Origin of the sequence: Pseudoxanthomonas sp. GW2, assembly GCF_000283075.1 — a bacterium.
Lineage (GTDB): Bacteria > Pseudomonadota > Gammaproteobacteria > Xanthomonadales > Xanthomonadaceae > Pseudoxanthomonas.
The window spans coordinates 41845-52619 of record NZ_ALIP01000083.1 but is presented as its reverse complement, the minus strand read 5'-3'; the positions used below and the strand labels follow the sequence as shown (position 1 = coordinate 52619).

The 10775-nt window shown below is 71.2% G+C and carries 9 protein-coding genes; 7 read left to right on the top strand and 2 right to left on the bottom strand.

Annotated features, from left to right (window positions below):
- The coding region (locus B351_RS0105785) for a response regulator (RefSeq protein ID WP_019398098.1) at positions 1-479 on the bottom strand (479 nt) is incomplete at its 3' end.
- Positions 480-602: 123 nt separating this feature from the next.
- Here B351_RS0105785 and rlmD point away from each other — a divergent pair.
- From rlmD to secF, 5 genes are all read left to right on the top strand, one after another.
- Positions 603-1952 carry a 23S rRNA (uracil(1939)-C(5))-methyltransferase RlmD gene (rlmD, locus tag B351_RS0105780; protein WP_050992145.1) on the top strand — a complete coding sequence of 450 codons (1350 nt, stop codon included), beginning with the start codon at positions 603-605 and terminating at the stop codon, positions 1950-1952.
- A 67-nt stretch (positions 1953-2019) separates the two neighbouring features.
- On the top strand, positions 2020-3138 hold the full coding sequence (gene tgt, locus B351_RS0105775) for a tRNA guanosine(34) transglycosylase Tgt (RefSeq protein ID WP_019398096.1): 1119 nt from the start codon (positions 2020-2022) through the stop codon (positions 3136-3138).
- A 136-nt stretch (positions 3139-3274) separates the two neighbouring features.
- Entirely contained in the window at positions 3275-3610 is a 336-nt protein-coding gene (yajC, locus tag B351_RS0105770) for a preprotein translocase subunit YajC (protein ID WP_019398095.1), read from the top strand.
- A 58-nt stretch (positions 3611-3668) separates the two neighbouring features.
- On the top strand, positions 3669-5513 hold the full coding sequence (gene secD, locus B351_RS0105765; RefSeq protein ID WP_019398094.1) for a protein translocase subunit SecD: 1845 nt from the start codon (positions 3669-3671) through the stop codon (positions 5511-5513).
- A 16-nt stretch (positions 5514-5529) separates the two neighbouring features.
- Positions 5530-6492 (top strand): protein translocase subunit SecF, encoded by a 963-nt coding sequence (gene secF, locus B351_RS0105760; protein ID WP_019398093.1) that lies wholly within the window; start codon positions 5530-5532, stop codon positions 6490-6492.
- Positions 6493-6728: 236 nt separating this feature from the next.
- Here secF and B351_RS0105755 read toward each other — a convergent pair whose 3' ends face one another.
- Positions 6729-7553, bottom strand: a complete 825-nt coding sequence (locus B351_RS0105755; RefSeq protein ID WP_026010409.1) for an inositol monophosphatase family protein — start codon at positions 7551-7553, stop codon at positions 6729-6731.
- A gap of 92 nt (positions 7554-7645) precedes the next feature.
- Here B351_RS0105755 and B351_RS0105750 point away from each other — a divergent pair, with 92 nt between their 5' ends.
- Positions 7646-8446: an RNA methyltransferase gene (locus B351_RS0105750; protein ID WP_019398091.1), complete on the top strand. Its 801-nt coding sequence runs from the start codon at positions 7646-7648 to the stop codon at positions 8444-8446.
- Positions 8447-8651: 205 nt separating this feature from the next.
- Positions 8652-10772: a bifunctional diguanylate cyclase/phosphodiesterase gene (locus tag B351_RS0105745; protein ID WP_019398090.1), complete on the top strand. Its 2121-nt coding sequence runs from the start codon at positions 8652-8654 to the stop codon at positions 10770-10772.
- Positions 10773-10775: the final 3 nt, after the last annotated feature.

The window sequence follows — 10775 nt, the reverse complement described above, 5'->3', positions numbered from 1 at the left end:
GCGCCCGGCAGCTCGTCCAGGAACATGCGGCGCAGCACCCGGATGTTCTCGGTGTCGTGGTTGAGTGCGGCGGCGGCCGCGGCGTTGTCCCAGTCCGGCAGGCTGCCGGCGGTGGCCAGCGCGGCACGCACGGCCTGCAGCAGCTGGGCGCTGGGCATCGGCTTGACCAGGACCTCGCGGAAGCCGGCCTCCAGCGCCGGGGCGTGGGCGGCCGGGTCGGAATGGGCGGTGTGGGCCAGCGCCGGCGGCGGCTCCGGCCAGTGTGCCTGCAGCTGCCGCAGCAGCTCGATGCCGGAGCCGTCGGGCAGGGTCAGGTCGATGAGCCAGAGGTCATGGCGCATGGCGGTGCCGTGCGCCAGTGCCTGTTGCTGGGTGGCCACCAGTTCCACGGTGGCGGGGAGGGATTCGAGCACGGCCTGGAAATAGGCCTGGCTGATGCTGTCGTCCTCGACCAGCAGGACCCGCGGGGTGGCGGGCACGGAGGGTTCTCGCGCTCCCATGTGGCTGACTCCCTGTCGGCTGGGTGCATCCTAGCGCAGGGGCGCCGCCCCGCAAGGGTATCCGTTCAGATTTGGGACACGCCGCAGGCGCATTCCGGGATAATGCCCGCCCCCTTGCCGCCCCGAAGCCTCCGCCACGTGGCCCGATTCGACCGTACCCCGTTCCAGACCCGCATCCTCGACCTCAGCCACGACGGCCGCGGCGTCGCCCGCCGCGAGGACGGCAAGACCGTGTTCGTCGCCGGCGCGCTGCCCGGCGAGCTGGTGCTGGCCGAGCCCACCGCGCGCAGCCGCCGCTTCGACGAGGCGCGCACCCTCCAGGTGCTGGAGCCCTCCGCCGACCGCGTGCTGCCGCGTTGCCCGCATTTCGGCACCTGCGGCGGCTGCGTGCTGCAGCACCTGGACGAGGACAAGCAGATCCTGGCCAAGCAGCACGTGCTGCTGGAGAACCTGGAGCGGATCGGCAAGGTCCAGCCGGGCGAGGTGCTGCCGCCGCTGACCGCGTCCAGCTGGGGCTACCGGCGCAAGGGCCGGTTCTCGGTGCGCCGGGTCAACAAGAAGGACAAGACCCTGGTCGGCTTCCGCGAGCAGGACCCGCGCTTCGTCGCCGACCTGCGCGAGTGCCATACCACCATCCCGCAGATCGGGATGAAGGTGGCCGCGCTGTCGGCCCTGGTCGACGGCCTGCAGGCGCGCGAGAGCATCCCGCAGATCGAGTTCATCGCCGGCGACGACGCCATCGCCCTGACCGTGCGCCACCTGGTGCCGCTGGGCGAGGCCGATCGCGCCGCGCTGGCCGCGTTCGGCCGCGAGCATGGTTTCGCCATCTTCCTGCAGCCCAAGGGCATCGACAGCGTGCATCCGCTGGAGGAGCCGGCGCCGGAGCTGGCCTTCCGCCTGCCACGGTGGAACGTGGAGCTGGCGTTCCAGCCGCTGGACTTCATCCAGGTCAATGCCCGCCTCAACGAGCAGATGATCGCCCGCGCCCTGGAACTGCTGGACACCTCGCCCGGGCACCGGGTGCTGGACCTGTTCTGCGGCCTGGGCAACTTCACCCTGCCGCTGGCGCGCCAGGTGCGCGAAGTGGTGGGCGTGGAGGGCGATCCGGGCCTGGTGGCCCGCGCCCGCGCCAATGCCGAGCACAACGGCCTGGCCAACGCCCAGTTCTTCGCCGCCGACCTGACCCAGGACCAGCGCGGGACGCCGTGGATGCGCCAGGGCTTCGACCGCCTGCTGCTGGACCCGCCGCGCTCCGGCGCCGAGGAAGTGCTCAGGCAGCTGCCGCTGCAGGACATGGACCGCATCGTCTACGTCAGCTGCCATCCCGGTTCGCTGGCCCGCGACGCCGGGTTCCTGGTCAACGAGCGCGGCTACAGGCTGGTCTCGGCCGGGGTGATGGACATGTTCCCGCACACCGCGCACGTGGAGAGCATCGCCCTGTTCCAGCGCTGACCGCCGCCGGCCCGCGCCGGCGCCCGCGATCGGCGACAATACGCGGCCCGTTTGCCGCCCCGAGCCCATGTCCCGACTGCAGTTCCAGCTCCAGACCACCGATGGCGCCGCCCGCCGCGGCCGCCTGACCTTCCCGCGCGGCACGGTGGAGACGCCGGCGTTCATGCCAGTGGGCACCTATGGCTCGGTCAAGGGCGTGCTGCCGGGGCAGATCCGCGACCTGGGCGCGCAGATCATCCTCGGCAACACCTTCCACCTGTACCTGCGCCCGGGCCTGGACGTGATCGCCGACCACGGCGGGCTGCACGGCTTCGCGCGCTGGGACGGGCCGATCCTGACCGACTCCGGCGGCTTCCAGGTGTTCTCCCTGGCGCACCGCCGCAAGATCACCGAACAGGGCGTGACCTTCGCCTCGCCGACCGATGGCGCCCGGGTGTTCCTGGGGCCGGAGGAGAGCATGAAGATCCAGAAGGTGCTCGACTCGGACATCGTCATGATCTTCGACGAGTGCACCCCGTACCCGGCCAGCGAGGACGTGGCCCGGCGCTCGATGGAGCTGAGCCTGCGCTGGGCGCGGCGCTCGCGCGATGCCCACGACGGGCTGGGTAACGACGCCGCCCTGTTCGGCATCGTCCAGGGCAGCGTCTACCACGACCTGCGCAGCCGCTCGCTGGATGGGTTGCAGGCCATCGGTTTCGACGGCTACGCCATCGGCGGCCTGGCCGTGGGCGAGCCGGAGGCCGAGCGCAACGCCATGCTCGAGCACCTGCATCCGCGCCTGCCGGCCGACCGCCCGCGCTACCTGATGGGCGTGGGCCGCCCGGAGGACCTGGTCGAGGGCGTGGCCCGCGGCGTGGACATGTTCGACTGCGTCATGCCCACCCGCAACGCGCGCAACGGACACTATTTCACCTCCTTCGGCACGGTCCGCATCCGCAACGCCCGCTACGAGCGGGACACGGACCCGATCGAGCCGGGCTGCGGCTGCGTGGCCTGCAGCGGCGGCTACAGCCGCGCCTACCTGCGCCACCTGGACCGATGCAACGAGATGCTGGGGCCGATCCTGGGCACCCTGCACAACCTCTGGTACTACCAGAAGCTGATGGCGGACATGCGCGCGGCGATCGAGCAGGGCCGGTTCGAGGCCTTCCGCCGCGGGTTCTACGCCGCCCGCGGCGCCGGCTGAGCCGGCGCCTGCGCCGGCGGGGCAGGGCGTCGGGAACCGGGCGCCGGGGGAAAAGGTCCCAGCTACGGTTGCAATGGGGGCGGGCCGCCCCTATGGCATAATCCACGGCTATTTTCAGCCTTGACAGGAACCACCGATGAGCCTTCTCGCCACCCTCAGCCCGACCGCCATCATCGCCGCGGCCCCCGCGCCGCAGGGCGGCTTCGGCATGCTGCTGTTCCCGATCATCCTGATCGCGATCATGTACTTCCTGATGATCCGCCCGCAGATGAAGCGGCAGAAGGAGCACCAGGCCATGCTCGGCAAGCTGCAGCGCGGCGACGAGGTGCTGACCAACAGCGGCATCGCCGGCGTGGTCACCGAGATCGGGGAGAACTTCGTCACCGTCGAGATCGCCGACAACGTCCGCATCCGCGTGCAGAAGGCCGCCATCGGCAACGTGCTGCCCAAGGGCACCCTGAAGTCCGCCTGATCCGTCCGTTCCACCACTGAGCGTGGTCCCGCGGGGCGGGGCCGCGCGGGGTCCCGCAATGCTCGAGTTTCCCCGCTGGAAATACCTGGTCATCCTGGCCGTGCTGGCGCTCAGCGTGCTGTACGCGCTGCCCAACGTGTACCAGAGCGACTACGCCGTGCAGATCACCGGCAACCGCGGTGCCGCCCTGGACCAGGCGCTGTCCGAGCGCGTCGCCGGCGCGCTGTCGTCCGCCGGCGTGACGCCCAAGTCGGTCGCGGTCGAGGGCGACAACCTGCTGGTGCGCCTGGACGACGCCGAGGCGCAGACCCTGGCCGCCGACGCACTGCGCGGCAGCCTGGGCGAGAACTACACCGTCGCCCTGAACCTGGCCTCCAACGTGCCGGACTGGCTGGAGCGCATCGGCGCCAAGCCGATGGTGCTGGGCCTGGACCTGCAGGGCGGCGTGCACTTCGTGCTGCAGGTCGACCAGAAGGCGGCGCTGGACAAGCGCCTGGACGCCTACACCGAGGACGTGCGGGTGACCCTGCGCGACCGCCGCATCCGCTACACCGCGGTCGACCGCCGCCCCGACAACACCATCGCCGTGGCCCTGGCCAGCGGCGCCGACCCGGCCCAGGCCCGCACCGTGCTGGCGCAGGCGCTGCCGGCGATGTCGGTCGAGGTGCAGGGCGGCAACCGCCTGCTGGTGCGGATCCCGGAAACCGAGCTGCAGCAGATCGCCGGCTCGGCGATCGAGCAGAACATCACCACCCTGCGCAACCGCGTCAACGAACTGGGCGTGGCCGAGCCGATCATCCAGCGCCAGGGCGAGGAGCGCATCGTGGTGCAGCTGCCCGGCGTGCAGGACACCGCCGAGGCCAAGCGCATGATCGGCGCCACCGCGACCCTGGAGTACCGCGCGGTGGTCGAGGGCAGCGCGATCGACGCGGTGCGCACCGGCCGGGTGCCGCCGGAAGCCAAGGTCTACTACCGCCGCGACGGTTCGCCGGTGCTGCTGAGCAAGCGCGTGATCGTGACCGGCGACCAGATGGTGGCCGCGCAGAGCACGGTCGACCAGAACGGCCTGCCGGCGGTCAGCGTGACCCTCAACAACGTCGGCGGCGACCGCATGTTCGAGTTCACCAGCGCCAACGTCGGCAAGCCGATGGCGGTGGTCTACACCGAGCGCATCCCGCAGGTGAAGATGGTCAACGGCCAGGAAGTGCGCAGCTTCCGGGTCAAGGAGGAAGTGATCTCCGTGGCCAACATCAACGGCGTGTTCGGCAAGAACTTCCAGACCACCGGCCTGGAGAAGGCCGAGGCCGACGACCTGGCCAAGCTGCTGCGCGCCGGCTCGCTGGCCGCGCCGATGGACTTCGTCGAGGAGAAGATCGTCGGCCCCAGCCTGGGCAAGGAGAACGTGGAGCGCGGCGTCACCGCGGTGCTGTACGCGTTCCTGTTCACCCTGGTGTTCTTCGCCGTGTACTACCGCATGTTCGGCGTGCTGACCGGCATCGCGCTGCTGTTCAACCTGCTGATCGTGGTCGCGGTGATGTCGCTGTTCGGCGCCACCATGACCCTGCCGGGCTTCGCCGGCCTGGCGCTGTCGATCGGCCTGTCGGTGGACGCCAACGTGCTGATCAACGAGCGCATCCGCGAGGAGCTGCGCGCCGGCGTGCCGCCCAAGGCGGCGATCGCCAACGGCTACGAGAAGGCCTCCGGCACCATCTTCGACGCCAACCTCACCGGCATCCTCGCCGGCATCGCGCTGTACGCCTTCGGAACCGGCCCGCTGAAGGGCTTCGCCGTGACCATGGTGATCGGCATCTTCGCCTCGATGTTCACCGCGATCACCGTGTCGCGCTCCCTGGCGGTGCTGGTGTACGCCCGCCGCAAGAAGCTCAAGTCCCTGGCCGTCTGAGGGAAGGAAACCGGACATGAAGATCTTCCCGCTGACTTTTATCCCGCACGAGCCGCGCATCGACTTCATGAAGATGCGCTGGGTGGCGATGGTCGCCGCCGTGCTGATGTTCGTGGCCGCCCTGGCCGGCATCGCCAAGGGCTTCAACTACGCCCTGGACTTCACCGGCGGCACCGTGGTCGAGGTGCGCTTCGCCCAGTCCACCCCGGTCGACCAGGTGCGCGAGCGCCTGGCCGGCGCCGGCTACGAGGGCGCGCAGGTGCAGAGCTTCGGCAGCGGCACCGACGTGCTGGTGCGGCTGCAGCCGCGCGACGGCCAGACCACCACCGACGCCAACAACCGCACCGCGCAGGAGGTGCTGGCCGCGGTCTCCACCGCGGAAAACCCGGCCACCCTGATGCGCACCGAGTTCGTCGGTCCCCAGGTGGGCCGCGAGCTGGCCATGAACGGCCTGTACGCGGCGCTGTTCGTGGTGGTGGGCTTCCTGATCTACATCGGCTTCCGCTTCGAGTGGAAGTTCGCGGTCTCCGCCACCCTGACCACGCTGTTCGACGTGCTGGTGGTGGCCGGCTACTTCGCCTGGAGCGGGCGCGACTTCGACCTGACCGTGCTGGCCGGCCTGCTGTCGGTGATGGGCTTCTCGATCAACGACACCATCGTGGTGTTCGACCGCGTGCGCGAGAACTTCCGCTCCATGCGCGCGGAGCCGCACGAGATCTTCAACCGCTCGATCAACCAGACCCTGTCGCGCACCATCATCACCTCGCTGGTGTTCTTCCTGTCGGTGCTGGCGCTGTACCTGTATGGCGGCGGCTCGCTGGAGGGCCTGGCCCTGACCCAGATGATCGGCGCCGTGGTCGGCACCCTGTCCTCGATCTTCCTGGCCTGCCCGCTGCTGACCATCGGCTTCCTGAAGGTCACCAAGCAGGACCTGCTGCCCAAGGCCAGGGACGAGGCGGAGCTGGCGCGCCGTCCGTAAGCAGGCGCCGCCTGCAGCATTGGAAAAGCCGCCCCTGGGCGGCTTTTCTTTTGCCTCCCCAACCCTTCCCCGCGTGTGGGGGAGAGAGGGCAGGGTGCCAGGCACGGTTTGCACCCGCGGCACGGTTGCCATCCCGCACCCACCCCAGCCCCTCCCTGTTGCAGAGGGGGCGGGCAGGCACCAGGCACGAAAAAAGCCGCCTACCCCGGAGGGCAGGCGGCTTTTCCAGACGGATCTCAGTTGAACGCGGCGGCGTAGCCGGTGTTGACCACCAGCTTCTGCAGCTCGTCGGCGACCTTCACGTTGCCGGCGATGATCTGGCGGCCGTCCGGGCCGCGCTCGTCCATGCGCGCGGCGTTGCCGCCGCGGAAGTCGCACACCCGGCCACCGGCCTCGCGCACCAGCAGCACGCCGGCGGCGATGTCCCAGGCCTTCACCCCGGCCTCGAAGTAGGCGTCCAGGCGGCCGCAGGCCACGTAGGCCAGGTCGAGGGCGGCCGAACCGGTGCGGCGCACGTCCTCGGCGTGGGCCAGCAGCGCGTCCACGCACTTGAGCTGGGCGCTGGCGCGGGCGCGCTCGCGCGGCGGGAAGCCGGTGCCGATCACGGTCCCGGACAGGTCCTTGCGCTCGGCCACCCGGATCTTCTTGTCGTTGAGCACCGCGCCGGCACCGCGGCTGGCGGCGAACAGCTCGTTGCGCAGCGGGTCGAAGATCACCGCGTCGATCGGCTCGCCGTTGTCGACCAGGGCGATGGACACGCAGTAGTGCGGGAAGCCGCGCAGGTAGTTGCTGGTGCCGTCCAGCGGGTCGATCACCCACTGGAAGCGCGACTGGCGGCCTGGCTGGTGGCCGCCTTCCTCGCCCAGCACGCCGTAGTCCGGGTAGGCACGGCGCAGCTCCTTCACGATGACCTTCTCGGCTTCGGCGTCGACCTCGCTGGCGTAGTCCATGCGCTGCTTCTGGACCACGTTCAGGGCGTCGAGGCGGTTGATGTTGCGCAGCAGGACGTTACCGCCCAGGCGCGCGGCCTTGACCATGACGTTGACGGCGGGTTTGAGCATGGCGAAGGCTCCCGGTAAAGGCTGTGGGGGTTGGGCGAATTAAAAGAGCGTTCCGGCACGCGAGGCCGGCCGCGCAGTTTACCATCTGCGCCATGTCCGAATCCCCCATCGCCCCACAATCCGCCGCCGGGGCCGCCGGCGCCATCCGCATCGTCCTGGTCGGCACCCAGCACCCGGGCAACATCGGCGCCGCCGCGCGCGCGATGAAGACCATGGGCCTGTCCAGGCTGGTCCTGGTCAGCCCGGAAAAGCCGCTGGACGACACCGCCTACCGCCGTTCCGCCGGCGCCGAGGACGTGCTCGACCGCGCCCCGGTATACGCCACCCTGGCCGAGGCGGTGGCCGACTGCCGCATGGTGCTGGGCTGCACCGCGCGCAGCCGCCGGGTGCAGCTGGAGCAGCTGGAGCCGGACGCGGCCGCGCAGCGGGCGCTGCAGGCCACCGCCGAGGGGCCGGTGGCGATCGTATTCGGGCGCGAGCGCACCGGCCTGACCAACGAGGAGCTGCAGCTGTGCCACGCCTCGGTGCACATCCCGTCCGATCCGGCGTTCAGCTCGCTCAACCTGGCCGCGGCGGTGCAGGTGCTGGCCTACGAGGTGCGGCTGGCGGTGCTGGCCGCCGATCCGGCTCCGGCCGAGCCGTTGCCGCCGGACGCGCAGCCGGCCACCCATGAGCAGCTGGAAGGCTTCTTCGCGCAGCTGGCGCAGACCCTGGACGAGATCGACTTCCACAAGGGGCGCTCCCCGGATTCGGCCATGCGCAAGCTGCGCCGGCTGTTCGTGCGCACCGGCCTGACCGCGCACGAGGTGCGGCTGCTGCGCGGGGTGCTGGCCGATGCCCAGCGCATGGCGCGGCTGGCTGGCGCGGCGGGCAAGGGGCCGCTGTCGCCCTGAGCGGCTTTCGGCTAGGCTTTGCCGGTCACAGGGGGGATTCACGCTTGTCGAGCATGCGCAATCCGGTCCTGGTGGCGCCGCGGGCGCTGCCGGGTGCGTCGAGGTACGGCCGGGCGATGGCCGTTGCGGTGGCCTTCCTCCGGGCCGATCCTTGCCCTGCCAAGGCCGCGCCGTCCCGGCGCCGGCTGGCCTGCACGGAGGGCGAATGAAGCTGCGCATGGGCCTGCAGGCCAGGTTCCTGGCCTCGATGTCGCTGCTGCTGCTGGTGGTCCTGGTGCTGCTCGGCCTGGTCCTGCAGCGGCAGCAGGCCATGCGCCAGGAGTCGGAGGAGCTCAGCCGCGCGGCGATCCACGAACTGATCGACGCGCACCTGCATGCGCGCGCCCGTACCCTGGCGCAGCAGCTGGCCACCAGCCTGGCCCGGCCGCTGCAGGAGGGCGACACCGAGGCGATCGCCGCGCTGCTGCGCGAGCAGCGCCAGGACGGCCTGGTCCGGTACCTGCAGGTGGCCGACGCGCACGGGCGGGTGGTGCAGGAAGCCGGGCGCGCCGACGCGGGGCCGTTCCGGGTGATCGAGCCGCCGGCCGGGGCCCCGCCGGTGGCCGAGGTGGTGGTGCGCCAGGACGAGGACGTGCTCGAGGCGATCGCGCGGGTCCGCCGCGACGGCCGCCGCATCGGCCAGGTCCGGGTGGGCCTGGCGCTGGAGGTCGCGCACCGCTTCGAGGAGCAGAACCTGCAACGCCTGCGCGAGCGCGCCGACGAGCTGGCGCGGCGCCAGAACGCCTGGGTGGCGCTGCTGCTGGGCCTGCTGCTGGCCGTGGTGCTGGGCATGGCCTGGTACGTGCAGCGGGTGCTGGTGCGGCCGATCCGCGACCTGGCCGCCTCGGCGCGCCGGATCGAGGCCGGCGACTACAACGTCCAGGTGCGCGCCAGTGCCCGCAACGACGAACTGGGCGAGCTGGAGCGCGCGTTCAACCGCATGAGCGAGAGCGTGGCACGCCACGACCGCGACGTGCGCCAGATCGCCTATACCGATCCGCTGACCGGCCTGACCAACCGCCTGGCCTTCCGCGAGGACCTGGAACAGCGCCTGGAGCAGCTGCACGGCTCCGGCCGCCAGCTGGCGCTGCTGTTCGCCGACATCGACGACTTCAAGCGGGTCAACGACACCCTCGGCCACGAGGCCGGCGACGAGGCCCTGCTGCAGTTCGCCACCCGCATCCGCGAGGCGGTCCGCCGCCACGGCGGCCCGGACGCGCGGCTGGCGCGCTTCGGCGGCGACGAATTCGTGATCCTGGTCGAGGGCGAGGACGTGCGGCCGCTGGCCACCCGCCTGGCCGGGGTGCTGGTGGCCGAACTGCGCGACCCGCTGCAGATCGAGGGCCGCCAGGTGTTCCTGGGCACCTCGATCGGCATCACCCTGTTCCCCGAGGACGCCACCGGCGCCAGCGGCCTGATGAAGAACGGCGACATCGCCATGTACCAGGCCAAGAGCGCCGGCAAGAACGGCTTCCGCTTCTACAGCCGGGCCATGGACCACGCCGTCGAGCGCCGCGCGCACATGGAGCAGGAACTGCGCGGCGCCTGGGAGCGCGGCGAGGTCAGCGTGGTCTACCAGCCGATCGGCCGCACCAGCGATGGCCGGATCGTCGGCGCCGAGGCGCTGCTGCGCTGGCAGCACCCGGAACTGGGCACGATCTCGCCGGCGGCGTTCATCGACGTGGCCGAGCAGAGCGGACTGATCGACCAGCTCGGCCCGCGCGTGCTGCGCCAGGCCTGCATCGACGCGGCGCGCTGGGCGCGCGAGTGCGGCGGCGAGCCGCCGTTCGTCTCGGTCAACGTGTCGCCGCGCCAGCTGCGCCACGGCGAGCTGCCGGGGATCGTGGCCCAGTGCCTGGCCGAGTCCGGGCTGCCGGCCGGGTGCCTGCACCTGGAGCTGACCGAGACCGCGCTGATCAGCGACGAGCTGCAGGCCGGGGCGCTGCTGACCCGGCTGCACGCCACCGGCGTGAAGGTCTGGCTGGACGACTTCGGCACCGGCTTCTCCGGCCTCAGCCACCTGCGCCGGGTGCCGGTGGACGGGCTCAAGATCGACCGTAGCTTCATCGCCGACATGCAGCGCGACCCGGACGACCTGGCCCTGACCAGCGCGATCGTCGCCATGGCCCACTCGCTGGGCATCACCGTGGTGGCCGAGGGCGTGGAGAAGCAGGCGCAGCTGGACCTGCTGGCCGGCCTGGGCTGCGACCTGGTCCAGGGCTACTGGCTCAGCCACCCGCTGGGCGCCGAGGAGCTGGCCGCGCGGCTGGCGGCGCGGGACGCCTGAGCC

Bases quoted from the DNA above. Each gene is read 5' to 3' on its own strand.
- rlmD (WP_050992145.1), top strand. From the start codon at position 603: ATGCCCGCCCCCTTGCCGCCCCGAAGCCTCCGCCACGTGGCCCGATTC.
- tgt (WP_019398096.1), top strand. From the start codon at position 2,020: ATGTCCCGACTGCAGTTCCAGCTCCAGACCACCGATGGCGCCGCCCGC.
- yajC (WP_019398095.1), top strand. From the start codon at position 3,275: ATGAGCCTTCTCGCCACCCTCAGCCCGACCGCCATCATCGCCGCGGCC.
- secD (WP_019398094.1), top strand. From the start codon at position 3,669: ATGCTCGAGTTTCCCCGCTGGAAATACCTGGTCATCCTGGCCGTGCTG.
- secF (WP_019398093.1), top strand. From the start codon at position 5,530: ATGAAGATCTTCCCGCTGACTTTTATCCCGCACGAGCCGCGCATCGAC.
- B351_RS0105755 (WP_026010409.1), bottom strand. From the start codon at position 7,553: ATGCTCAAACCCGCCGTCAACGTCATGGTCAAGGCCGCGCGCCTGGGC.
- B351_RS0105750 (WP_019398091.1), top strand. From the start codon at position 7,646: ATGTCCGAATCCCCCATCGCCCCACAATCCGCCGCCGGGGCCGCCGGC.
- B351_RS0105745 (WP_019398090.1), top strand. From the start codon at position 8,652: ATGAAGCTGCGCATGGGCCTGCAGGCCAGGTTCCTGGCCTCGATGTCG.